This is a genomic window from Methanobrevibacter sp., assembly GCF_045644645.1.
GTDB lineage: Archaea > Methanobacteriota > Methanobacteria > Methanobacteriales > Methanobacteriaceae > Methanocatella.
This window is the reverse complement of record NZ_JAZRHE010000150.1, coordinates 22,392-45,859: the sequence shown is the minus strand read 5'-3', so window position 1 is coordinate 45,859 and position 23,468 is coordinate 22,392. Positions and strand designations below refer to the sequence as shown.

The 23,468-nt window shown below is 42.0% G+C and carries 25 protein-coding genes; 22 read left to right on the top strand and 3 right to left on the bottom strand.

The features are described from left to right. The first annotated feature begins 186 nt into the window (after positions 1-186). The 5 genes from ACKI4K_RS09485 (at position 187) to ACKI4K_RS09465 (ending at position 4,964) form a co-directional block, all read left to right on the top strand. A complete protein-coding gene (locus tag ACKI4K_RS09485; RefSeq protein WP_407424536.1) occupies positions 187-981 on the top strand; it encodes an AAA family ATPase in 795 nt (264 codons plus the stop codon). 4 nt (positions 982-985) lie between these two features. Continuing rightward, positions 986-1,801: a hypothetical protein gene (locus ACKI4K_RS09480; protein ID WP_407424534.1), complete on the top strand. Its 816-nt coding sequence runs from the start codon at positions 986-988 to the stop codon at positions 1,799-1,801. A 127-nt stretch (positions 1,802-1,928) separates the two neighbouring features. Further along, entirely contained in the window at positions 1,929-2,051 is a 123-nt protein-coding gene (locus ACKI4K_RS09475) for a hypothetical protein (RefSeq protein ID WP_407424532.1), read from the top strand. 351 nt (positions 2,052-2,402) lie between these two features. Further along, positions 2,403-2,660 (top strand): hypothetical protein, encoded by a 258-nt coding sequence (locus ACKI4K_RS09470; protein ID WP_407424530.1) that lies wholly within the window; start codon positions 2,403-2,405, stop codon positions 2,658-2,660. Between the two features lie 420 nt (positions 2,661-3,080). Then, positions 3,081-4,964: a helicase C-terminal domain-containing protein gene (locus ACKI4K_RS09465; protein WP_407424528.1), complete on the top strand. Its 1,884-nt coding sequence runs from the start codon at positions 3,081-3,083 to the stop codon at positions 4,962-4,964. On the opposite strand, the gene ACKI4K_RS09460 is transcribed toward ACKI4K_RS09465, so the two are convergent. Next, positions 4,965-5,243, bottom strand: coding sequence for a MarR family transcriptional regulator (locus ACKI4K_RS09460; RefSeq protein ID WP_407424526.1), 279 nt, complete (start codon positions 5,241-5,243; stop codon positions 4,965-4,967). It abuts the gene before it with no gap. 211 nt (positions 5,244-5,454) lie between these two features. On the opposite strand from ACKI4K_RS09460, the gene ACKI4K_RS09455 reads away from it, so the two are divergent. The 8 genes from ACKI4K_RS09455 (at position 5,455) to ACKI4K_RS09420 (ending at position 10,919) form a co-directional block, all read left to right on the top strand. Beyond that, positions 5,455-6,378, top strand: coding sequence for an SseB family protein (locus ACKI4K_RS09455; protein ID WP_407424524.1), 924 nt, complete (start codon positions 5,455-5,457; stop codon positions 6,376-6,378). A gap of 86 nt (positions 6,379-6,464) precedes the next feature. Beyond that, positions 6,465-7,250: a tetratricopeptide repeat protein gene (locus ACKI4K_RS09450; protein ID WP_407424522.1), complete on the top strand. Its 786-nt coding sequence runs from the start codon at positions 6,465-6,467 to the stop codon at positions 7,248-7,250. 22 nt (positions 7,251-7,272) lie between these two features. After that, on the top strand, positions 7,273-8,178 hold the full coding sequence (locus ACKI4K_RS09445; RefSeq protein ID WP_407424520.1) for an SseB family protein: 906 nt from the start codon (positions 7,273-7,275) through the stop codon (positions 8,176-8,178). Between the two features lie 34 nt (positions 8,179-8,212). Next, positions 8,213-8,770 (top strand): hypothetical protein, encoded by a 558-nt coding sequence (locus tag ACKI4K_RS09440; protein WP_407424518.1) that lies wholly within the window; start codon positions 8,213-8,215, stop codon positions 8,768-8,770. Further along, the gene (locus ACKI4K_RS09435; protein ID WP_407424516.1) at positions 8,771-9,082 is read left to right on the top strand and encodes a zinc-ribbon domain-containing protein; all 312 of its coding nucleotides are present in this window, start codon (positions 8,771-8,773) and stop codon (positions 9,080-9,082) included. Between the two features lie 8 nt (positions 9,083-9,090). Further along, complete coding sequence (locus ACKI4K_RS09430; RefSeq protein WP_407424514.1) at positions 9,091-10,272, top strand: hypothetical protein; 1,182 nt, start codon at positions 9,091-9,093, stop codon at positions 10,270-10,272. Positions 10,273-10,308: 36 nt separating this feature from the next. Next, complete coding sequence (locus ACKI4K_RS09425) at positions 10,309-10,623, top strand: hypothetical protein (protein ID WP_407424512.1); 315 nt, start codon at positions 10,309-10,311, stop codon at positions 10,621-10,623. After that, positions 10,620-10,919 carry a hypothetical protein gene (locus ACKI4K_RS09420; protein ID WP_407424510.1) on the top strand — a complete coding sequence of 100 codons (300 nt, stop codon included), beginning with the start codon at positions 10,620-10,622 and terminating at the stop codon, positions 10,917-10,919. The genes ACKI4K_RS09425 and ACKI4K_RS09420 overlap by 4 nt, the downstream gene beginning before the upstream one ends. A gap of 24 nt (positions 10,920-10,943) precedes the next feature. Here the strand turns inward: ACKI4K_RS09420 and ACKI4K_RS09415 are convergent, their stop codons facing one another. Both ACKI4K_RS09415 and ACKI4K_RS09410 read right to left on the bottom strand, forming a co-directional pair. Continuing rightward, positions 10,944-11,333, bottom strand: a complete 390-nt coding sequence (locus tag ACKI4K_RS09415; protein ID WP_407424508.1) for a hypothetical protein — start codon at positions 11,331-11,333, stop codon at positions 10,944-10,946. A gap of 39 nt (positions 11,334-11,372) precedes the next feature. Next, positions 11,373-12,464: a cation diffusion facilitator family transporter gene (locus ACKI4K_RS09410; RefSeq protein ID WP_407424506.1), complete on the bottom strand. Its 1,092-nt coding sequence runs from the start codon at positions 12,462-12,464 to the stop codon at positions 11,373-11,375. A 74-nt stretch (positions 12,465-12,538) separates the two neighbouring features. Between ACKI4K_RS09410 and ACKI4K_RS09405 the strand changes: the two genes are divergently transcribed. The 9 genes from ACKI4K_RS09405 (at position 12,539) to ACKI4K_RS09365 (ending at position 23,467) form a co-directional block, all read left to right on the top strand. Next, positions 12,539-13,078 carry a glutathione peroxidase gene (locus ACKI4K_RS09405; RefSeq protein WP_407424542.1) on the top strand — a complete coding sequence of 180 codons (540 nt, stop codon included), beginning with the start codon at positions 12,539-12,541 and terminating at the stop codon, positions 13,076-13,078. 96 nt (positions 13,079-13,174) lie between these two features. Continuing rightward, complete coding sequence (locus ACKI4K_RS09400) at positions 13,175-14,911, top strand: CDP-glycerol glycerophosphotransferase family protein (RefSeq protein WP_407424504.1); 1,737 nt, start codon at positions 13,175-13,177, stop codon at positions 14,909-14,911. Between the two features lie 123 nt (positions 14,912-15,034). Further along, the gene (locus ACKI4K_RS09395) at positions 15,035-18,520 is read left to right on the top strand and encodes a CDP-glycerol glycerophosphotransferase family protein (protein ID WP_407424502.1); all 3,486 of its coding nucleotides are present in this window, start codon (positions 15,035-15,037) and stop codon (positions 18,518-18,520) included. An 86-nt stretch (positions 18,521-18,606) separates the two neighbouring features. Continuing rightward, entirely contained in the window at positions 18,607-19,572 is a 966-nt protein-coding gene (locus ACKI4K_RS09390; RefSeq protein ID WP_407424500.1) for an NAD(P)H-dependent glycerol-3-phosphate dehydrogenase, read from the top strand. Between the two features lie 16 nt (positions 19,573-19,588). Then, positions 19,589-20,356 carry a sugar phosphate nucleotidyltransferase gene (locus ACKI4K_RS09385; protein ID WP_407424498.1) on the top strand — a complete coding sequence of 256 codons (768 nt, stop codon included), beginning with the start codon at positions 19,589-19,591 and terminating at the stop codon, positions 20,354-20,356. A 3-nt stretch (positions 20,357-20,359) separates the two neighbouring features. Then, a complete protein-coding gene (locus ACKI4K_RS09380) occupies positions 20,360-20,785 on the top strand; it encodes a universal stress protein (protein ID WP_407424496.1) in 426 nt (141 codons plus the stop codon). Positions 20,786-20,798: 13 nt separating this feature from the next. Then, positions 20,799-21,182 carry a hypothetical protein gene (locus ACKI4K_RS09375; protein ID WP_407424494.1) on the top strand — a complete coding sequence of 128 codons (384 nt, stop codon included), beginning with the start codon at positions 20,799-20,801 and terminating at the stop codon, positions 21,180-21,182. 19 nt (positions 21,183-21,201) lie between these two features. Further along, positions 21,202-22,524, top strand: coding sequence for a UDP-glucose dehydrogenase family protein (locus ACKI4K_RS09370; protein WP_407424493.1), 1,323 nt, complete (start codon positions 21,202-21,204; stop codon positions 22,522-22,524). 10 nt (positions 22,525-22,534) lie between these two features. Then, complete coding sequence (locus tag ACKI4K_RS09365) at positions 22,535-23,467, top strand: glycosyltransferase family 2 protein (protein WP_407424491.1); 933 nt, start codon at positions 22,535-22,537, stop codon at positions 23,465-23,467. Position 23,468: the final 1 nt, after the last annotated feature.

Below are 23,468 nucleotides of genomic sequence, written 5' to 3'. Positions count from 1 at the left end.
AGATTTAATATTCATTTCAAATGATATTAAGATGATTGAAGCAATATCTAAAATTGATACTTCCTGTTTAGAAATTATTGAATTCAAAGTATGTAATAGTTTAACAACTTAAGTTTTGTTTAAATATAATATTTAAGTGATTTAAAATTAATAATTAAACATATCAAATCTAGTGTGGGAGATAAAATGAAAATAAAACTGAATGATGTAGGTTCAATCAACAATGCAGACATAAACATTTCAAAAATCAATGTTGTTGGAGGAGTCAACTCAAGCGGAAAATCAATAGTTTCAAAACTATTATATTGCTATTTGAAATCACAAAAGGACGATGAATCACTTGACTTTTTAATGGACAGTGAAGGTTTGTCCAATTTAAAAGATTCTGACATCAGCTTCGAGGCGGATTTAAACCCTTCAGAGGTGTTTTATATCGACAACATCTCCATCCTTGATTTAAAGGATCTCGACATCTTAAGAGTTGACCATATAATCCACATCAAGGAAGCTTTAGAAAACGAAAACACTTCCACAAAACCAACTGAAATCCAGAAAATCCTAAAAAATGACTGCACCAACCTTTCAGCAGCGGGAATAAAACAGATTGGAATAATTGAAATCCTGCTTCAAAACAACTCACTTAAGAAAAACTCCTTTTTAATCATTGATGAGCCTGAAAGCAACCTGCATCCCCAATGGCAAATCAAGTTTGCCCAAATCCTTACTCTTTTAGTTAAGCAGTTGAACATTTACATATATCTCAACTCACACAGTCCGATGTTTATCGAGGCGATTTCACTTTACGCACAGTATTATGATTTATTGGATGAAACTTCATTTAATTTAACTCAAAAGCAGGAAAACAATAAATATAACTTTAAAAAGATTAATCCCAAAAACATGGGTGAGGTCTATGAAAATCTAACCAAACCTTACGATGAGCTTGACAAAATAAAGGCCGAAATCCTATTCAAGGGGTGATTTCATGAGCTTGACCAAAGAGGAAACACTGTTTGTAGACTTCCTGAATTCATTCACTAAATACTACAAAAAGGCTCATGAAATAGCTGAAAACTCAAAGGGAATATCAATCCTGCCGATGGGGGATGGCAAAAACGAGTTCAAAATGTATTCTCTTGATGAAATATGCCATTCATGCCAGATATTTAGAGATGGTAATTTATTGATTACTCCAAAGACAACCGATGCAATCTGGTATAAAAAGGAAAACGACAATTTCTTCATTTTTTTAATTGAGTTTAAGGGAGACTTTTTGTGCAGGACTTCAAGCAAATGCCTGCTTGTCAATGTCGTTGATAATCTAAAAACAAAAAACGAACAGTACAACAACGAATTTTCAAAAGAGATTGCAAAACTGGATAAGGTTTTAGACAAATATTCTGATAGGATGCTGAACGGACTTGCCGCAAAGCCTCTGGAGACAGTTACAATTGCACTTCCTTTAATTTATGAGGAATATTATGGCAAAAACGATGTTGAGTATCTGGATATCAGGAAATTTTTAAGCAATTCAAGGATAATTTATCGTGTTGTATCAATTTCTGATGAATATGAACCGAACCGTCAGCGTTCTAGGGGAAAGTCCTACAGATGCTCCAATATGATACCGTCAATCTGCAAAAAACTTGCCCATGAAAGGCATGACCGTGAACTGGACTCATCATACGAATCAAGCCTGCAGACATATCACAGGAGATACGAGCGGGCTGGAATCGTATATAGTGCAGGATTTGTCGATAATGTTGCCTTCAATAATTTCATTGAGAATTATCTGAAATAAATACTACTTTATTATCAGTTATATTTTTTTAATAACAATTTTAACATAAAAATATTTATTTATCAGAACAATCAATTAAGTAAATATTTAAACAAATTCATAAATAGAATTTAAATGGGGGATAAAATTGATAACATGTAGCGTTTGCGGTCATTTAAACGATGTATCAAATTTAATTTGTGAAGAATGCGGATCAGATTTGTCAGACAGTCCTGATTGGTACTGTGACGACGAGGATTATTTTGAATGAATGTTATTGGCTTGATGTTGATTATGTTGAGTTAGAATGATAAGGTGATTAAGATGGTTTGGGAATGTCCATACTGTGGAAACATAAATGACGACTGTGATGAGGTTTGTCAATGGTGCGATTATGATGATGACATCAACGGGGGATGGATTGGCGAAAACTATGGATAGGCGATTTTGAATGAAAGATAAACATTTTTCAACAGCACATCTTCTGATTATTGTTCTGGCATTGATTCTGGTGGTGTTCATTGCTGCCTCGCCGATGATGGGCCTTGCAAGCCCCTACAAAAAAGCGGACAGGGCATATGTCCTCAATCCAGACATCGGCGAGAAGGTGCAGTTTGACGGGGTGTATGTCACAAGGACAACCTACGGCAGCGGTGATGTCCTCTACTATGTCCCTCCCGAAAACTATGACGTGATAAGTGTCGACGGGGGATATGTGTTTTTGGCCGACCCGTACTATTCCAACAATCTGACGGGCAAAATCGGAAAGACGGTTCATGCCGAAGGCGTTTTCAATGATTCCCAAATGAGGATACATTCCACACCGAACGGAACCTTTGCAGGATATGTCTTTGATGCCGACAGAATCGAGGTGCTTTAGGAATTCCATCATGATGGTAAAAAGTATATATGCTATGTCGATTTTATATATTAATTGAGATAATTTTCTTGTAATAGTTAAATATTCTATGATTTGGCGAATGGGATTTTTCCCATTCCCATATCTGCAGCTTTTTTTGGACAAAAATTTTCAAGATTGGTTTTTTTATAGTGTTTCATTGACTGCTTGCGAATTCTGTTAAATTATAAAGGGTTACAGATTCAGATTTGATATCCGAGTCATCAAATCAATGGTTGAAAATAATGATAATTAATTTAAGAACCTGTTGGAAATAGGATGGCTTTTCGTTGCATTCAAATGCAATGTTATGGATTAAAATGAATAATGATTTTAAAGGATATTACTTTTCACATGCTCTCGGAAAATTGTATTTATTAAATACGGATATACATAACAGCAATGAATTCATGGAACTACAGCACCTACTCGAAGGTCGACCCGGAAGCCGTGAGGAACTTCCCATTTGAAAGTCCCCGCCCGGAACAGATCGAAACGATTTCAGAGATAACCGATGCAATCGGGAGGGGATTCAAATACATTGTCCTCGAGGCGGGAACAGGAACGGGCAAGTCTGCAATCGCCAAGACCCTGACTGACATTTATGATGATTCATATATTCTGACCTCCACAAAGCAGCTTCAGGACCAGTACCTGAGGGATTTCGATGGCATCACTCTGGTCAAGGGCAGGTCCAATTTCAACTGCCTGCATTACCTCGCCCGGGACTGCAGCATGGGAAAATGCATTGCCGAGGGCCACAGATGCAGATTCTCCCTCAAGGACAGGGATGATGAGATAACCGAGGACAACACCTGCCCATACTATTACCAGAAGTACCTGGCGCTGAACTCAAGATGCGTAATCTCCAATTACCACTACATGATTCTCGAGCTCAACTATGTTAAGGACTTTCAAAAAAGGAATCTTCTCATCTGCGATGAGGCACATAACCTGGAATCGACGTTGATGGACCAGCTAACACTCGAGTTTTCGAAATCTGATTTGAAGGAATATCTGAATCTGGGCCTGACGGATGAGCTGTTGGAGAGGCTGGACAGCCAGAACCGCACCTGCTGGCTTGATTTTGTAGGCGACATAAGGGAGGCTTACATCAGCGAACTTATAAGGATTGAAAACCTTGACGCACCGGGCCTGGCATCAAGAATCGCCTTCATCAGAAACCAGATAAGCGACTGTAGCCGGTTCATGGCCCATCTTGCAACCGACCCCGACGTATGGATCTTCGACTGGGACGAGGAGTCTGAAACCGTCCAGTTCAAGCCCCTGAAGGTAGACAATTATGCAAAATCCATTCTCTTTGACTATGCCGATGCGGTCATCCTCATGAGCGCCACAATCCTTGACTGCGGGCTCTTTGCAGAGTGGCTTGGAATCGATGAGGGCGAGATTTATCCGATAAGGCGAAAGAGCCCCTTCGACATTTCAAAAAACCCGATCAAAACCTTCTCTGACTACAACCTGTCATCGGTGTATATCGACAGGAATTCCGTAAGGTCCCTGGACCAGATAAGGGAAATCCTGAATGCCCATGCTGGGGAAAAGGGAATCATCCACACCGTAAGCAATAGGTGCAGGGACTTTCTGATGGATAATCTCGATTCCGACAGGCTGATGACCCACAGCACCAGGGACAAGGTCGCACGCCTTGACGAGTTCAAAAGCTCAAATGACCCGCTGGTTCTGATATCCCCTTCGCTTGCTGAGGGCGTTGATTTGCCGGGAGACCTGTGCAGGTTCCAGATAATCTACAAGATACCCTTTCCGGACTGGGGCGACAGGCAAATCCAGAGGCGCGTTTCGATAGACCCCCTCTGGTACAGCTACAGGACAGCGCTGAACCTGGTTCAATGCCACGGCAGAGGGATGAGGTTTGAGGACGACTACTGCATGACATATGTTATCGACTCGAGGTTTTCCGGCTATGTCATGACAAACCCGTTCATTCCAGACACCTTCAGGGATGCAATAAAATCATCCAAGGACAAAAGGGAAAAGCTGGAGCTGATGAAAAGAGGTGACGGACTGGTTGAAAGCGGTGAATATGAAAGGGCAATCGTGTTTTTCAACGAATTATTAGGCAATGATTTGTTCTTCAATGACGACTATCCCTATGTTCAGCTGTCGAAGATATATGAAATGGCAGAAATGTACGAGCGGGAAATCGAAATCATCATGAGATTCATGAAGTCCGGCTTCAAATCCGAATATTTTGATGAGAGGTTGGCCCGGCTTGAAGAGATGGGCTATTATGCGCGGATGTAATTACCTTTCAAGCCTTTGCAGAATCTCCAAACCCAGTTCGGTGTTTTGGTAAAGCCTGCCCTTTCTGGCGGATTCGTTCATGCAGATAACCAGATCCTTTTCCTTCAGGTCGGCGAGGGCATTCGATACCTGTGTGGTTCTCAGGCCTGTTGTTTTAGCAATTTCAGATGGCATTAAAAAATCGGTCCTTAAGGTTTTCAAAGTCTTGTATCTTGTGGGCGAGACTTTGATAAATCCAATTAATTCCCATATTTCTTCTTCATTTACTTTTTGAGGCATGATATATCTTTTATTTCCAATAAAAGACTAGCTTATTTATTAGTTTATAAAGCGATTTCAAGCTTTTAGTTAACGTTTACCCTCTTTAATAACAACTTAAGCATATAATATTTATAAAAGATGAAAATCAAAGGTTAACATATAAAAGGATTTAATTATTATCAGATACAAATTATATGTAAATTATTTTTCTTTTGAAAATGGTGATGATATGGAAAAGACCTATATTACAAACAATCATTTGAAAGCCGCAATCCGGGAATTCCTGAAATATATGGATAATGAGGAGGAGCCTCCTGAGGAACTCTTCATAGAACTCATGAACGAACTGAAGGTATCCAACCTGCTGATACCTGGCATCATCGAAGGGGACAGCCTCAATTTCGAAAACCTCTCATCCGATGAGGACGGCATGACAGTCATCCCGCTCTTCACTGATGACGAGGAGTTCATAAGGGAAAACGGCGAGGATTACGACTTCAATCCGATAGCATGCGAATTTGACTATTACATTGAGCTTATTGAAAGCACAGGCATCGACGGCATTCTGATAAACAGCGCCGGCGAGGAATTCTTCATGGAATCAGACCTGCTGCTCGACTATCCCTTCGGCCCGATCATAACAGAAGAGGACAATATTGAAGGCTATGGTCCCGAAGAGCTTTTAAACATTGCCAAAGATGCAAGCAACGATTCTTTAGTCGAATTCATCAGAAGCGAAAACACCCAATTCGAAGCCCTGATGCTTGAGCTTGAAAAGGCCTGCCTTCTCGATGTCGTTGCAAGCGACTCAAGCCTTGATGAATATGCCAAAAACGGCATAATATATGCGGAGGATGTCGGCGGATTTGACCTGTGCACAGCATCAAATGAAGACAAGGAATATGGAATCCTCTTTACAGGCGTTGATGCAATAAACGAAACCAAGAGCGGCGATGCAAACTACTACTATCAGATAGCACTGCTTGATGAGTTCTTTGAGTATGTCCTGTATAGCGATATGGATGGAATCATCATAAATCCTGGTCTGGATGACTATCTGATTCCAAGGAGCTATATACTGGAGGCATACGGCGGACTGACTTATTCCAATCCGAATTTCAAAAAGGCAATCGATTATGCATTCCTGCTGTAATCCCATTTTTCCCCTGCTTATAAAAAAAATTTTACTATCCATTTAAATATATGATTTACAAATAGTTTATATGGAGGGGAGTTATTTTGCCAATATGTCCTATTTGTGGTGCAGTACTTAAGAAGGGAACCGAGACCTGTTCATGCGGTACAACCTTAATCACTTCAGATGATGATGATTTGGAACATCTCTTGACGGTTGAAGCAAGAAAGGTCGAAATGTTTCAGGAATTCAAGGGAAAATGCATTGAAGCGTTTGAAGAGGGGGAATATGAAAAGTCCTTTGACTATTCCACCAAGGCCCTGAATCTTGGCATCGGGTCAGATGCAGACCTGTCATTTGCACGTGGAAAATCCCTATATTATCTGAACAGATTTCTGGATGCGTCAAACTGTTTTGATGCATATATAAAAGAATACAAGGACTCATTTTACAGATTTTCAAATATTTCAGGAGCCTACGAATGGAAGGCTGCTGCACTATGGCAACTGGGAGACGGATTCGGAGCCATCAAATGCTATTATAGGGCTCTGGACTATGTTGACAACAAGCCATGCTCCATTGATGAGAAGATGGACATACGCTCACGCATAGAGGATTCAAGAATCAGTGTGATGCAGGCCTCAAGGGGCGAAGGCATGGCGAATCCAAGATTAGGCGACATTGACATAGAAGTCTACGATAAACTTAATGGATTGGGCTCGGACATCAATGAAACCATGCAGAACCTGTATGACGCCATTGGAGAGGTCGCATCAGATGAGTGTGAGTTCAAGGCTCTGTTTCTAAAGGACGATGACATTTATGTGGAATTTTCAACATCCGACGGAAGCGTTGAGAAATGCTTTGACGGCACATCCACCTTTAAATAATATCCGATACAATATAAAATCAATGGCTAATCATAAACATTTAAGAACCGTCATCGAGGACATCGACTCAAACGACGGCAAGCTTACCGAAGACCTGCTTTTGAAACTGATCAACGAATTCAAATACTCAAATCTGCTTATTCCAGCCAAGAGGGAAAACGGCACCTTAAATTTCATCATCTATGATGATGAGGATGCCAAAATCACACCATTATTCACGGACAGGGACGAGTTCAGGAAGTTCTATGGGGATGAGGACATCCGGGTATTGGAAAACCCCTTTGAGCTTTATCAAAACATAATAAGGACAACCGAAATCGAGGGATATATCCTGAATCCCGCATCCGAAAAGTATCTTTTTACCAGGGAATTCATTCTGGGAATCACCAACCTTCCGAAAACCAACTTCTACACCGCAAACCCATACACCGAAAGCGAACTCAAGGACCTGAAAGACGGCATAGACAACGGACCCCTTGAGAGGTTCATCGAAAACCCGGCAAACGTCGGCCATTTCGAAGGGCTGTTCGAGGAGCTTTCAAAGTCAACCGTTCTGGGATTGATGCTGTCCAACCGGGACCTTTCGGCCTATGAGAAGGACGGCATGATATCGATGCAGACAACCGGCCCGCTGGCCTGGATGCACATCGACAGGATAGGCGGCGAGTATGCCACAATATTCACATCGGAGGACAAAATGAGGAAGGTAAAAACCAATCATTCCAAATATTCTCAGGTGATAAACATTGCCACCCTGGTCAATTATGTACTCAGCGAGGACATGGACGGCATTGTAGTCAATCCTGATAGCGACAATGTTCTGATTCCAAGGTCCGAGCTTTTGAAGTACTCACTTGGCTTCGAGAGGTTTGCAAATGACGAGCGTCTGTCAACATCAATCTTTTATATTTTCCCCCTGGAAGTGTAAAATTTTAATAACCACAATGTAGATACTATTAACTATGTCCGAACTATCCGAGCTAATAAAAATCAACAGAAACATCGAAAGGCAGAATGATGAAATCATCCGCCTTTTGAAAAGGATTGCCGGGGAAGAAAATGAGGGCGAGATGACCATAAGTTATGTTGCGCCCAAACAGTTCACACCCCCTGAAATGTCATTCGCTTTTGATGATGAAAGTGAGGTCGGTGAAGTCCATTTCATTGAGGAGAATAATGTCTTCAGGCTATCCATCAAGAATAATGAAACAAGCATCAATAATCTGACAGGTTCACGTGACGCATGCAATTTTGCTGAACAGGAACTGATAGCAAATGAATCCATCAAACTTAATCGGGCGATTGGTCCAGCAACAGTTATACTCAACAGTGAACAATCAATGAATTTACCCGAAACCCTGAAGGTCTGCTATGAAATCAAAGCGAAAAGGGTTTTCATCCCATGGTTTTCAATGACCCAGCTGATAGGGGCTCCGGAAACACTGATGGCAGTCATGAAGCTTGACTTCTACAAGAATGAGGAGCAGCTGATTGAAAAGGTATTTAATAAAGGTGATTGAATGGTGAAATACTGTCCGAATTGCGGGGAAGAGCTTGTGGATGATGCAAAGTTCTGCAAAAGCTGCGGAACCGAATTGTACAGCGGCGCTCCGAGGGCAAGCGTTCCGAATCCCCCGGCATATGAAAAATCATATACCGTCCATATCATTGTGGCTTATGCCCTTGCACTGCTGTTCCCGTTGCTCGGGCTGATTTTGGGATTTTACCTTTTGACCAGAAAGGACTCCGAAAGTGCTAAAAAGCACGGAAAGTATGCCCTAATCGTTTCAGTCGTCATGATGGTATTGTCATTTTTAAGTGTATTTAGATAGTGGTTTTTATGTCTGAGTTTAATTTGCTGAGGGATTTTATAGAGCGTGACAGTGAAAAGTCACAGCTGCTTGAAAGCTTAAGGCAGCCTGTCCTGCGCCGGGCGAACGCATCCATATTGAACAGCAAAATAGATGCCGAAAAGGGATGCGCGGAGGACAGACAATATGTTGAAGCTGACCTTGATGATTATCGACTTTGTGAACCGGTAATGTCTGTCTTGCAGGGTAAATACTGTCCGAAATGCGGTCGGAAATTCTGGAACGATGAGAATTTCTGCCCGGACTGCCTGGTGACCCTTAAGGGCATCACAGACAGCATTGACATCAAAAGCATACAGGTCGACCCCCATCTGGAATACGTCAAGAGCCATTCGCAGGAAAACATATTGACGGATGAGAATTTATTGCTGATAAACAGGTTCGACTTCACAATCGATGATTTCAACCGCGTGATGTTTTCAATCAAGGCACAGGCATTCAGGAATCTGGACAGCATGATAAAGAACTATGATCTTGACCTTGATGATCTGGACGTTCTGGACAAGGTGATCCTGTTTGCAAAATCATTCGTCCATGTCGAGTACAAGTCATACGGTGGCCAGCTCGGCTATTTCGAATTCAACAAAATCTATGTTGACGACAGGCAGCGCAACTCCCTTCAGATCACAACACTGGTCCATGAGCTTACACACTTTCTGGTGAAGGAGATACTGACAAGAATCGTATGTGAAATACTTGACTGCACCAAAAACGAGCAGGTCGAATCGATAATCACATATATATTAAGCAACTCCGTTTTCAACAACCTCATCGATGAATATGCCGCTCACAGCGTTGAGGGAAGGTTCACGATATTCGGATATCAGGACTACTCATCATTCCTGGCGCTTCAGGACAAGCTGGATGAGGGACATGTCGAGATTGCAAAGACAATCGGAAACACATTTTCCATTTACATCAAGGAGCTGATGGAGGGATTCCTTGACTGGGACCTGAGAAAGGAAATCAAGGATCAGTTCCTGGCAGATACCATAGAAAGGCCGAACTATTCACAGCTCCAGTTTGAAAGCTGCAACAAACTCTCTGATGAGGGTTTCCTAAAGGCGATATGGCTGATTTTGACTGACGGGTTCCAGAATGTCGATATGGAAGTGGTCGACAGATACATGGAGGAATTCGCCAAGGGATAAAAAGCTTTTTCAAGCAATAAATCCAAATTAGATATTATGAACTTCAAGGAAAAAATTTTGGATATGGAAAGGGCATTCGCAAAGGAACATTCACGCGATGCCTATGAAAACGTTGAAGACTTGTCACTCACATTCATCTTTAAGTTCCAGGTATTCGAGCCGTGCAGATATGTGTCCGAGGACGAGGACTGGATCACATTTCTGATTGTCCCTCCGGACGAATCCATTGAAAGCCAGATCATGTCACTCAGAAAGGATGAAATCGTAAGCTTCGGCATTCTAAACGAGAAGAATCTTGCCGAGTTCAGCGAAGTGGTCAATGAAATAGAACCGGAGAGCCTATACCAATGAGGGAAGTCACGGTCGATGCGGGCTTTGGCGTTGATGAGCTGACGGAAAAAATAAACGGAATCATGTCACGATGGCAGGTGCAGCTTCTTGACATCAACGGGCCCGACTGGATAATATTTGACTATGATATGGAAATCAGATATCTGATTCATTTTGATGTTGACTTTAACGATCTGGAGACTCGCATAAGGCTGGAGGACCTGAAGCTGAATGTCATTCATCACATCGAATCCCTGAAGGACGAGACAACCTACAGGGACAATCTGGTCAGTGCGGTATTTCTGGATAATCATTAAAAAAGAAAAAAAGAAGAATTAAAGTTAATTAATTCTTGTGTTGTAGTATCTTACGCCGTCAGTGTCATATGTGTACCATCTGTTGACGTCCTTATCGAATTTTTCGCCGATAACGGTAACGTATGAGTCTGACTGAGGGTTATATACCTTATATGTCTTATTCACGTGGGTAATGTTTTTTCTTGGAGAGTTGTCCCCAACGGTCTTGTTTGTCTTGTTTGTCTGATTTGTGGAATTGTCGGCTGTCTTATTCACAGCAGTCGTATTGGTTGCATTGTTGCCGGTGTGGTTTGAGGTGTCTGTCATATTGTTCAAGGCAGTGCCGTTCCCGTTTCCCATGACGTAAATGCCGACGCCAACCAGAATGATGACAAGAACAGCAATGGCTATCAATATTATATTTCTTTGTTCCATATTTTTTCACCTAATTAATTATATTTGTTCTTTAAGTATTTAATCGCTTATGTCATAGTCATCTATTATGAAGTAGTTATATTCGGGATGCCTTTCCTTGATTTTTGACAGTATTTCCCCTTTCACCCTGTCCCTGTCGGCATCAAAGTCAACGATGATGTCGAAGGTTATGAGGTTCTTGTCCTCATAGACGATGAATCCGTGGACCTCTATGACTTCGTCATATTCTCCGGCTATGTCTTCAAGCTCTGTTCTTATTTCCGAGTGGCTGTCGTTTCGCGCATATATTCCAACCGTCAGTATTATTGAGAACTCCTCAAATATCTTCAGGGATATCTCGCGGGACAGGTTGTGGATTTCAAGGGCGGTCAGTGTGTCATCCACCTCAACATGAACGGATCCCTGCATGTCTTCCGGCCCGTAGTTGTGCAGGCTCAGGTCATATGCGCCGTACACCTCCGGAAACTCACAGATTGATGATTTGATTTTTCGGGACAGCTCCGAGTCCACCCTTGCCCCGATCATGCTGTCCAACGTTTCCCTCAGCATGTCGATGCTTGCCTTTATAATTACGACTGATATGATCACTCCCAGTATTCCCTCAAGGGATATGTGCCAGAATATTGATATTATGGCCGCAGCCAGTGTTGAAAGGGAAAGTATCGCATCGAAAAACGCATCGCTTCCGGATGCCACCAGTGCCTGTGAGTTGATGTTCTCGCCGACGCTCTTGACATATCTTCCAAGGGCCAGCTTGACCACTACGGCAACCGCAATGATTATCAGTGAGACTGTGGTGTATGAGGTAACGTCCGGATTGAATATCTTTGGCCAGGACTCCATGAGCGCCGTGATTCCTGCCCACAGCACAATGGCCGCTATGATTACGGATGAGAAATATTCAATCCTTCCATATCCGTAAGGGTGATTCTTGTCAGGTGCCTTTCCTGCAAGTTTTGTTCCTATGATTGTGATTATTGATGATAACGCATCGGTCAGGTTGTTTACCGCATCCAATGTGATGGCGATTGAGTTGACCAGTATTCCGACCGTTGCCTTGAACGCCACCAATATCAGATTCACGACTATTCCTATGATGCTTGTCTTGACTATCTTATCTTGGCGTGACATGATTTTACATATATTGCATATAATTAATAAGTCTTTTTTCAATAATTCTTAAACATATAATGGAGATGTTAAGCATGTCAATATATGATTTTGAAGTCTGTGACGGTGACGGGAACGCAGTTTCCCTAAGCCGGTATGAAGGAAAAGTGCTTTTGATTGTCAACTCTGCTACAAAATGCGGTTTCACACCACAATACCGCAAGCTGAATGAGATGTATGCCGAATTCAACGGGGAAGGTTTTGAAATCCTTGACTTTCCGTGCAACCAGTTCGGAGGCCAGGCCCCCGGAACAACAGAAGAAATCATGGAGGTCTGCCGTTCAAAATGGCTTGTTCCCTACACAATCTTCGACAAGATTGATGTCAATGGGGAAAACGCGCATCCCCTGTATGAATATCTGAAGGAAGCCCAGCCGTTTAAGGGAATTACCGGGAAAGGGGCAACAAAACTAAAGATTGTTCTGAAGGCCATGGACAGGCATTACAATGACAACGATGACATCAAATGGAATTTCACCAAATTTCTTGTTGACCGAAAGGGCAACGTTGTTCGGAGATTCGAACCCACCGAAGATTTGGATGAGGTGATGGAATCAATAAGGGCTCTCTTATAATCCCGTTCAAATGGCAAATCTGGATTCAATTTGGTAAAAAGTATTTATAACTATTAACCGCAAAAGGTATATTATAAATAACTGTTTTGTGATTCTATGGTTCTAAGGAAGATTAGAAATTTGAAGGAATGTTTGGACAACTCATCAGTCTACGATGCATACTACAATGGCTCCATTGATGAGAATCTCATCTATTTCGAATCCAGAAACGGCCGTGATTTCACAGGAAACATCTTCAGGATTGTTGAGGAGATATCCACAGGCAAATACGGAGATTTTAAAATCCATGTATATGCCACACCGGCAGTTAAAAATAGAATCATTGAATATGAGAAAAACTACAACCTGAAGATTTCCAAAATCATCACCGGCAAAAAGGAAGCGGCAGTTTCACTGGAAAAGGCAAAATATGTTTTCACGGACTCCGGAATCCAGACCAAATATGTCAAAAGGGACGGCCAGGTCTTTGTAAACACCTGGCACGGAACTCCCCTGAAGCTGATGGGCTGTGACAATGCCTCTGAAATCACTTCCCTGGGCCATATCCAGCATTCCCTTCTGAGTGCCGATTATCTGATTTATCCAAATGAGTATATGGCGGACAGGATGACCAATGCATACATGATTGAAAAGATATATCCGGGAAGGGTATTGTTTGAAGGCTATCCCAGAAACAGCATATTCTTCACCAAAAATCATGACCTGAAGGCCGAATTGGATTTGGAGGATAAGGAGATTTTCGTTTACATGCCGACATTCAGGGGAATCCTTTCGGACATGGATGATGTCGGTCAAAGGGATGACGTTGAAGGTTACATGTCGCAAATCGATTCAAAGCTAACAGAAAATCAGGTTCTTTTTGCCAAGCTGCATGCATATAATGAATCCCAGATTGACTTTTCCAAGTTCAGCCATGTGAAGGCATTTCCCAAGGCCTATGAGATATATGAAATCGTCAATTTGGCTGACGTTTTGATAACCGATTACTCAAGCGTATTTTTTGATTTTGCAAACACCTCAAGAAAGATTGTCATTTTCAACTATGACGAGGAGGAGTATCTCTCCTACCGCGGCTTCTACTTCCCTTTAAGCGATTTGCCATTTCCCAAAGTCAGAAATGTCGATGAGCTGGTTTCGGAGCTGAACTCGCCTAAGGAATATGATGACGGGGCATTCATCCAAAGGTTCTGCACTTTTGACAATCCTCATGCTGCATCAAACATCTGCCGGCACATCTTCAAGGGAGACAAATTATCCAGGGAGGTCAGCATCCAAAACGACAAGCCGAATGTCCTGATTTATGGAGGGCCACTTGAGGATACAGATTCGCTGATTGAACTTTTGGACAGTGCGGATTTCGACAGCTACAACTTCTTCCTGACATTCAATCCATGGGATGACAACATCAAAAATAATTATTCAGCGATATTTTCCAAATTCCCGAAAGGCATTGAGTATCTGCCATTCAAATCCAATCTGATTCCGACATTTAAGGAGAAGCTTGATTATGACAAATATTTCAGGAAAGGCAGTGACATGAAAATGCCGGATACGTTGAGGAAACTGTTCAAAAGGTCATTTGAAAAGCAATACGGCTCAATAAGCTTCGAGTTCATTCTTGACTTCTACGGATTGAATCCGGACGTATCACTGATTTTTGCCAATTCATCCCAGGACAAGATAATCTGGCAGCACACAGACCCGACAGGCAGGATAAATCAGAATGTCTTGAGGGAAATCTATGACGAATTTGACCTTGTCGTGGCTGACAGTGAAGAACTGGCAGATAAAATCGCCAGCATTTCCAATAAAGACAATTTAAAAGTTTGGTAAATTCCACTTTTTTTCTATAAACCGCCAGATTTTAAAAAATATTTTATATTACTAAAAACATACTATTAATATTGTGAAATTTTAGTAAAATTGAGGTTTTACTATCCCTACAGGAGTTTTGAAATGAGAACAAGAGTTAGTGTTATTATTCCCGTGTATAATGTCCATGAATTCTTAGAGGAGTGTGTTGACTCGGTATTGGCACAAACCATCAATGATATGGAGCTGAACGATGGATATGAAAGAAATCTTCAGATTATCCTGGTTGATGACGGATCAACCGACAGCAGCCCGCAGATAGCCAAAAGATATGCCCTCGAACATGAGAATGTGGAATATGTCCATGAGGAAAATCAGGGATTGGGCCATGCGAGAAACTACGGATGCGAATTTGCAGAGGGAGATTACATAATCTTTCTTGATTCGGATGATGTGGTGCCTCCGAATGCCTATGAATGGATGTATACAGCAGCCGTCAAAAACGAAAGCGACATGACAATAGGAAACGTGTGGAGATTCAAGTCTTCAGGAGCCCTGATGTCCAACATACACCAGGTTGCTTTCAACGGCCTGAAGGATGTGACACACATCACAGAATCTCCTGAACTGTTCTATGACACCACTGCCTGGAACAAGATGATTAAAAAAAGCTTCTGGGACGAGCATGACTTCAAGTTCCCCGAAGGAATCCTGTATGAGGACATACCGGTAACCATACCGATGCACTTCTTGGCAAACAACGTTTCCCTTGTTCATGAAAACTGCTACATGTGGAGGATAAGGGAGGGACTGTCCAAATCAATCACCCAAACAACATCCGAGACCAATAACCTCAAGGACAGGCTCTTTGTAATGGGTGAGGTCGACAGGTTCTACAGGGAAAACGTGGATGACGAACGCCTCCACCATGTCAAGAACATGAAATGGCTCAAGAATGACCTGATGATATTCATCAACAAGTTGAGAAGTGTTGATGAGAATGAATCTCAGGAGCTGATGAAAGGAATGCAGGAATATGTCAGGGACAACATCAATCCCGACGATTTCAATTACCTGAACGAGTTCGACAGCCTGAAATACGAATACCTGATGAAGGGTGATTTCACCAGACTGGTCGGGGTGCTGGATTTCCAATACGAAACAATGAAGGTGACCAAGGTCTATCAGAAAAACTCACATGTGATGTTTGACGCCGATGCAGACATATTCAAGAAATCCCCGTTCTGCATTGACCGGTTCATAAGGGAATCCCCCAACTTCAAGTACATCCAGAGTGTGCAATATGGCGAAGAGGCAATTGAAATCCGGGGATTCAGTGTGATTCCCGGAATGGACATCAAAAAATTCTCGGACAGGCAATACTCGTTCTGGCTGGTAAACAGCAGAAGCAGAAGGAAAATCCCATTGAGGCATGAGGATGTCGAAACGGGAGACATAAAGTCATTCGACATCCGTTTCGGAAGGTCATTTTCATATGACTCATCAGGCTATAAGGTAATCATCCCATATGAGGATCTGAACAATAATCCCGATTTTGAAGGGGAAAACAGAATTCTGGTGTCATTCACCCAGGAAGACATCAATTACAACTTCTTTGCAGGTTCGGCAAGAGCCGATGTGCGCAAAGACACTGATTCGAAAGCAAACATCTACAGGGATACCTATTTCCAGTTCAAGTACACACCGAAAAATGAGATTGTCATTGATGTGATGTCCTTGAAGAGCAAATTTGAAAGGATAGGCATTGAGGATGACAACCTCTGCATACACTCCGGCCGATATGAGGGGGACCTTCTTGCATATTATGAGGCCGATTCGATCAATCCCGAGGAGAAAATCCCCTTTGAGTATGATGAGGCAAAGGGATGCTATAAGCTTTCTGTCGACAGAATCAGGGATTTGGCAGGCAAGATTGTGTTTGCTGATGGAAAGCCTGCAGTATACATGTCAAGGGAACTGCTGACCTTGCATTCAGGATACGGCCAATGCGTCATAGATGCAACCAAAGATTACTATCTGGACATATGCAGATTCGACAGCACCACTGAAATCACGGATATCAAAAAAATCAGCGGGGTTTTTGAGATCACCGCAAGGGCATATTCCGTAAATGAAAACATAAAGTCCGCCTCACTTTACTTCAAGAATCCTTTGAACCAAAGGAATACTGTTGTATCAAAAGGCAGATTCAGGGATAACGGCGACATTTTCTTCAAGCTGGATCTGTCAAACAAGAAAGTTACAAAGGACCTTTATCATGAAATCCATGACCTGTATGTTGAGTATGAATATGAGGGAGGCAAATTTTCAACGGGTCTTCACCTGTTGAAGGATTATGATGAGGTCTACTCCAAGGATGTGCATACATATAGGGTATGCAGAAGGGAAATGGGCAGGCTTTGCGTGGAGGTTACAAGAATATGGCCTATTTATGAGGACACTCCCGGCAAAAGGCTGAAACATTCGAAGCTGAGCTACAGGCTTTTCCTGAAATTGCCTATGCACAAGAAGCGTGTCGTCTTCGAATCGATGTGGGGGGAAAAGTACAGCTGCAATCCGAGATACCTTTATGAGTATATCGACAGGAACCATCCTGATTGGGAATGTGTGTGGGTGTTGAACGACAAGCACATCCCGGTCAACGGAAATGCAATCCGTACAATGAGATTCTCGCTGCAGTATTTCTATTACATGGCCACATCAAAGTATTTTGTCAACAATGTCAATTTCCATGAGCACTATGCAAAGAGGCCCGGCCAGATTGAGATACAGACCATGCACGGAACACCCCTCAAGACATTGGGTCTTGATGTGGCAGCCGACTTTCCGACAAAGATTGTGGAGAAAAAGTTCCTTCGCAAATGTGGCCGCTGGGATTATCTGACAGTTCAAAGCGATTTTGTGGCTAACATCACACAGAGATGTTTCAGATTCAAGAAGACCTTCCTGAAGCATGGATATCCGAGAACAGACATCCTATACACTAAAAACAATCCGGATGACATTGCCGATTTGAAGGAGAAGATGGGTCTTCCGCGTGACAAGAAGGTCATACTTTATGCCCCTACATGGAGACTCAGAAACAAGTTTGACTTGATGATCGACCTGGATTCGTTCAAGAAATCACTGTCTGATGACTACATCCTGATATTGAGGCTCCATCATTTCTCAGCCCGGGGATGGAAGCAGCCTCCTAAGGACGACTTCATCTATGACCTGACGGATTATGATTCGGTTGAGGAATTATACCTCATTTCGGATATATTGGTTACCGATTATTCCTCTGTAATGTTTGACTATGCGATTCTCGACAGGCCAATCTTCTTGTTCACATATGACATGGAGGAATACAGGGACAAATTGAGGGGAATGTATTTTGACATTGAGGAGCTGCCTCCGGGACCGCTGGTATATACCTCAAAGGAACTTGAAGAGGCAATAATCAATATTGACCAGACGGAAAAGGATTCCAAGGCCCTGAGACATAGGTTCCAGGAGGAATTCCTTACATTCGAGTGCGCCAACTCATCCGAAAAAATATTTGCCGACGTGATGAAGGACCAGAAAGAGGGTATCCTGAGCAGAATATTGAGTAGGATATTTCCATGAAACCTTGGATATTCGGCCATTTTAAAAAAGATTAATAATGGATGGAATTCATATATTATATCATTAGATGCTTTTGGTGAAAAATTATGAAAGTAGGTGTTATCGGAGCGGGCAGTTTAGGTACGGCACTGGCTCAGACAATAGCTAAAAATGCTGAAGAGGTTATTCTGCACTTGAGAAGGCAAAGCCTTGCAGACGATATAAACGATACCGGATTCAACAGAGAATATTATCCCAACGTGAAATTATTGGATAACATTGCTGCAACCTGCGATTTGAATGCTTTGGTTGATTGTAAAGTCATATTCCTGTCCATACCATCTTCCGCATTCAGAAAGACACTGGATGATTTGAAGGGTGTTGTCTCAAAGGACACGATTCTGGTGACAACAGCAAAGGGAATTGAGTATCCTTCACTTAAAACCATGGGCAGGCTCATTGAAGAGTACTTTGATGACAGTTATGTTGCACTGTCAGGGCCTAATTTCGCTTCGGAGATTGTCCTGAACCTTCCGACAGTTTCAAACATTGCATCCAAAAACCGGGGCAATGCCGAAATTGTTAAGGAAGTGCTGTCCACAAACCAATTTAAGGTAAAGATAATCGATGACGTCATCGGTCTTGAAATCAGCGGCATCATCAAGAACATCAATGCCATAGCCAACGGGATATGCGAGGGCATGAGCGTTAATGAAAATGCAAGATATGGTGTCTTGACAAAAGGATTTGAAGACACAATCAATATTATAGAAAGTATTGGGGGCAAATCCACAACCGCAAGTGAATACTGTGGTTTTGGGGACTTGGTTTTAACTTCCACCTCATTTGAAAGTAGAAATCACACCCTTGGAATGTTATACGGCCAGAGATTGATAGTTGATGAAAAGGCAAGCGGAATAGTCTTTGAAGGAAAGAACTCCATCATGGCCATCAAGGACATATGTGACAACAACGGCATTGAAAGCGTGATTGTTGACTTTGTTTATGAAATAATTGTAGAGCATGAACTTCCGAAAATCGCCTTTAAAAAATTATGGGCGAATATAGAATGACATATCAGGTGAAATAATGATCGGCGTAATATTGGCTGCTGGAATGGGAACAAGACTGATGCCCCTTACAAAAGAAATTCCAAAGGCCCTGCTTAAGATTAATGAAACTACATTGCTTGAAAGAATGATTAAAAACTGCATTGGTGCAGACATAACAAAATTCATTGTAATTGTAGGCTACAACAGGGATAAGGTGATTGACCTGTGCCCTGAAATAGCTGAAAAATATGATGTTGAAATCAGGACACTTGTCAATGAACAGTATGATGTGACCAACACATCAGTTTCAACATTCATTGCATCCAGCTTGATAGGGGAAAATCCGGAAGACTTCATTCTGGTGAACGGCGACAATGTGGTCGACCCCGAAATCATACTGAGGATTGCGGAATGCCCGCATACCGGGATGATAATAGACAACTTCAAGGAGTTGAATGAGGAATCCTTCAAGATAATAATCGATGATGAAACCTTCAATGAGGACAAAAGCATATCCAATGGCAATATCAACTCCATTGGAAAGGGTCTTGACATAGAGTCTTCAAGCGGCGAGTTCATTGGCGTTTCAAAAGTCATCGCCGGTGACATAGCCCAATTCAATGAAATCTTATCCAAACTGATTGACGAGGACCCTCAAAATTATTATGACTTCGCCTATAAGGACTTAAGCAATGTCAAAACCATTGACTTTGTCCTGACAAACGGTTTGAAATGGACAGAAATTGATGATCACAGAGATTGGGAAATAGCTCAAAATCTTGTAATGGAATTGGAAAAGGTGTAATAGATGTATAAAAAGATTTTACTTCCGACAGACGGTTCAAATTATGCAGAAAAGGAAGCCGAAAGGGCAACAAAATTGCTTGCTGATGGCGGGGAAGTTATTGTCCTGTCAGTTGCAGGCAAGCTTACATCATCTGCATTTCAATCAAGGTCAAACGTGAAAAAGGTCAATAAGGGATTGTACAAGGAAGCAGAGGATAATGTTGAACACATGCTAAAACAGTTTGATGAGACTGTTAATGTTCGCGGCATGGTTGAAGTTGGTTTTCCGGCAGAAACCATCATAGATGTTGCAAACAGGGAAGATGTGGATCTGATTATCATTTCAGCTTCCGGAAAAAGCGGACTTCACAGGTTTATTCTGGGAAGCGTCACCGAAAAGGTTCTGAAAACATCAGAAATCGATGTATTGTTGGTTCCAAGCAAATGAAAAAGGTATTCTTATGGATAAGAAGATTAAAATACTAATAATTGCAGTGTTTCTAATAGGTATCGGCTCATACCTATACATTTCCGCCAATTCGCATGATACCATGATAGAGGTTACAAGCGGTTCAAAACTGAAGAACGGTGACTTCTTCACTGTACTCCTTAAGGACAATTACCGCAATGTCTATCCCAATGAGGTCATCAACGTGAAGATACTTGATGATTCAGGATGGGCACATTACTTCAATGCCACTACCGATGAGACAGGCAAGGCGAGCGTATTGCTTGAGGGTATGGAAAACGGCAATTACACTGTTCATGCAAACTTCACAGGAACACTGTTCTTACATAAATCCAGGTCCGTCAGCAGCCTGGAAATTAATGATGGGATGAATTAGGAATTAAAGGTAGGTAATTATGAATATAACAGTTATTGGTACAGGTTATGTAGGTCTTGTAACAGGAGCATGCTTTTCTAAAATGGGAAACAAGGTTTATTGTGTGGATATCGATGAGGCAAAGATTGAAGGACTGAAAAATGGCATTTTGCCGATTTTTGAACCTCATTTGGGAACAATCGTTAAGAATTCCCAGGAAAAGAGGGATTTGATATTTACAACTGAAATCAGGGAGGCGCTTGATGATACAGACATCATCTTCATCGCTGTTGGAACACCGATGGCGGAGGATGGAAGTGCAAACCTTGATTATATCTTCTCATCAGCCACAGACATCGCCGAAAACATTACACATGATTCTTTGGTCGTAATCAAGTCCACAGTACCTATCGGAACAGGCTTCAAGGTCAAAAAACATATTGAGGACTTGCTGGCAAAAAACGGCTCCGATGTCAGAATAGAAATCGCTTCAAATCCGGAGTTCTTAAAGGAAGGAAGGGCCATTGAAGACTGCATGCATCCGGACCGCATTGTAATCGGAGCGGAAAATCCGGAAGTCTTCGAAACGTTGAAGGACCTGTATTCATCATTTGTACTGAACCATGACAGATTCGTTTTGATGGATGTGAAATCCTCTGAAATGACAAAATACGTTGCAAACGCAATGCTTGCAACCAAAATATCATTCATGAATGAGATAGCCAACATCTGTGAAGTGACCGGCGCTGATGTTCAGAAGGTCCGTTTGGGAATAGGTTCAGATAAGAGAATAGGATATGATTTTATCTATGCAGGATGTGGATATGGGGGAAGCTGTTTTCCAAAGGATGTCCAGGCACTGATCAATACGGCACAGACCAATGGATACGAACCTGAAATCCTGTCCCATGTTGAAAAGGTCAACAAGAGACAGAAGATGGTTCTGGTAAATAAGATTGTCGACAGATTCGGCGAGGATTTGAACGGACTGACCTTTGCCGTTTGGGGCCTTTCATTTAAGCCGGGAACTGATGATGTGAGGGAAGCCACATCTCTTGTTGTAATATCAGAACTTGTCAAAAGAGGTGCAAAGGTTAAGGCATATGATTCCCAAGCAACAGAGGAGTTCAAAAAGGCCATCGGTGAAGAATATCTGAATGCAATCGAATTTGCAGACAACAGGCATGATGCCTGCGTTGATGCAAATGCCCTGATACTTATTACGGAATGGAAGGAATTCAGAAACCCTGATTTCAATACACTATCCGATATACTGAAGGAAAAGGTTATCTTTGACGGAAGAAACATATATGATAAGAAAATACGGAAAATGAATTTTGAATTATACCAGATAGGTTGTTAAGTGTGTTATTATGAAAACTGCTGTTTTAATTCCCTGTTACAATGAGTCCGCCACCATCGAAAAGGTCGTTAAGGATTTCAGGCGTGTCATGCCCGATGCCGATATATATGTATATGACAACAACTCAACGGATGGAACCGATGAGATTGCAAGAGGCGCAGGGGCAATTGTCAAGTATGAATACAAGCAGGGAAAGGGCAATGTCGTGAGAACGATGTTCAGGGAAATCGTTGCCGATTGCTATATCATGGTGGATGGCGATGATACATACCCTGCGGAGGCCGCCGTTGAATTCGAACGGCTTGTACTTAACGGCGAAGCGGATATGGTTATCGGAGACAGGCTCTCTTCCACATATTTTGAGGAAAACGACAGGCCGTTTCACAATACCGGGAACAGGGTGGTGCGCAAGTTCATCAATACGTTCTTCAAGAGTGACTTGAATGACATCATGACAGGAATGAGGGCATTCAGCTACAATTTCGTCAAGTCATTCCCGATATCGTCCAAGGAATTTGAAATTGAAACTGAAATGAGTGTATTCGCACTTATCAACAATTTCAAAATCAAGGAAATCCCCGTGGAATATAGGGACCGTATAGAAGGAAGCGAATCAAAGCTTAATACATATAAGGACGGTTACAAAGTAATCAAGATGATTTTCTCCCTGATACGTGATGAAAGGCCGTTGCTATACTTCTCATCAGTTTCCCTGATTCTTCTGGTGATTGCAGGAATACACTTCTTCCCGATATTGTTTAAGTTTTTCAGTACAGGCGTTGTCTTGCGGATTCCATCATTGATAGTCATCGCAACAGTAGTTATTGTAGCTACAGTAATATTCTTTACAGGAGTAATCCTGCATGTTCTCAAAAAACAGCACGCAGACGAACTGGAACACCATCTCATCCTGCTCAATGAAATAAATAACAAAGAGGATTAAC

What these genes read in the sequence shown, in the direction of transcription:
- ACKI4K_RS09485 (WP_407424536.1), top strand. Translation starts at nt 187, where the DNA reads ATGAAAATAAAACTGAATGATGTAGGTTCAATCAACAATGCAGACATA.
- ACKI4K_RS09480 (WP_407424534.1), top strand. Translation starts at nt 986, where the DNA reads ATGAGCTTGACCAAAGAGGAAACACTGTTTGTAGACTTCCTGAATTCA.
- ACKI4K_RS09465 (WP_407424528.1), top strand. Translation starts at nt 3,081, where the DNA reads ATGAATTCATGGAACTACAGCACCTACTCGAAGGTCGACCCGGAAGCC.
- ACKI4K_RS09460 (WP_407424526.1), bottom strand. Translation starts at nt 5,243, where the DNA reads ATGCCTCAAAAAGTAAATGAAGAAGAAATATGGGAATTAATTGGATTT.
- ACKI4K_RS09455 (WP_407424524.1), top strand. Translation starts at nt 5,455, where the DNA reads ATGGAAAAGACCTATATTACAAACAATCATTTGAAAGCCGCAATCCGG.
- ACKI4K_RS09445 (WP_407424520.1), top strand. Translation starts at nt 7,273, where the DNA reads ATGGCTAATCATAAACATTTAAGAACCGTCATCGAGGACATCGACTCA.
- ACKI4K_RS09440 (WP_407424518.1), top strand. Translation starts at nt 8,213, where the DNA reads ATGTCCGAACTATCCGAGCTAATAAAAATCAACAGAAACATCGAAAGG.
- ACKI4K_RS09435 (WP_407424516.1), top strand. Translation starts at nt 8,771, where the DNA reads ATGGTGAAATACTGTCCGAATTGCGGGGAAGAGCTTGTGGATGATGCA.
- ACKI4K_RS09430 (WP_407424514.1), top strand. Translation starts at nt 9,091, where the DNA reads ATGTCTGAGTTTAATTTGCTGAGGGATTTTATAGAGCGTGACAGTGAA.
- ACKI4K_RS09425 (WP_407424512.1), top strand. Translation starts at nt 10,309, where the DNA reads ATGAACTTCAAGGAAAAAATTTTGGATATGGAAAGGGCATTCGCAAAG.
- ACKI4K_RS09420 (WP_407424510.1), top strand. Translation starts at nt 10,620, where the DNA reads ATGAGGGAAGTCACGGTCGATGCGGGCTTTGGCGTTGATGAGCTGACG.
- ACKI4K_RS09415 (WP_407424508.1), bottom strand. Translation starts at nt 11,333, where the DNA reads ATGGAACAAAGAAATATAATATTGATAGCCATTGCTGTTCTTGTCATC.
- ACKI4K_RS09410 (WP_407424506.1), bottom strand. Translation starts at nt 12,464, where the DNA reads ATGTCACGCCAAGATAAGATAGTCAAGACAAGCATCATAGGAATAGTC.
- ACKI4K_RS09405 (WP_407424542.1), top strand. Translation starts at nt 12,539, where the DNA reads ATGTCAATATATGATTTTGAAGTCTGTGACGGTGACGGGAACGCAGTT.
- ACKI4K_RS09400 (WP_407424504.1), top strand. Translation starts at nt 13,175, where the DNA reads ATGGTTCTAAGGAAGATTAGAAATTTGAAGGAATGTTTGGACAACTCA.
- ACKI4K_RS09395 (WP_407424502.1), top strand. Translation starts at nt 15,035, where the DNA reads ATGAGAACAAGAGTTAGTGTTATTATTCCCGTGTATAATGTCCATGAA.
- ACKI4K_RS09390 (WP_407424500.1), top strand. Translation starts at nt 18,607, where the DNA reads ATGAAAGTAGGTGTTATCGGAGCGGGCAGTTTAGGTACGGCACTGGCT.
- ACKI4K_RS09385 (WP_407424498.1), top strand. Translation starts at nt 19,589, where the DNA reads ATGATCGGCGTAATATTGGCTGCTGGAATGGGAACAAGACTGATGCCC.
- ACKI4K_RS09380 (WP_407424496.1), top strand. Translation starts at nt 20,360, where the DNA reads ATGTATAAAAAGATTTTACTTCCGACAGACGGTTCAAATTATGCAGAA.
- ACKI4K_RS09375 (WP_407424494.1), top strand. Translation starts at nt 20,799, where the DNA reads ATGGATAAGAAGATTAAAATACTAATAATTGCAGTGTTTCTAATAGGT.
- ACKI4K_RS09370 (WP_407424493.1), top strand. Translation starts at nt 21,202, where the DNA reads ATGAATATAACAGTTATTGGTACAGGTTATGTAGGTCTTGTAACAGGA.
- ACKI4K_RS09365 (WP_407424491.1), top strand. Translation starts at nt 22,535, where the DNA reads ATGAAAACTGCTGTTTTAATTCCCTGTTACAATGAGTCCGCCACCATC.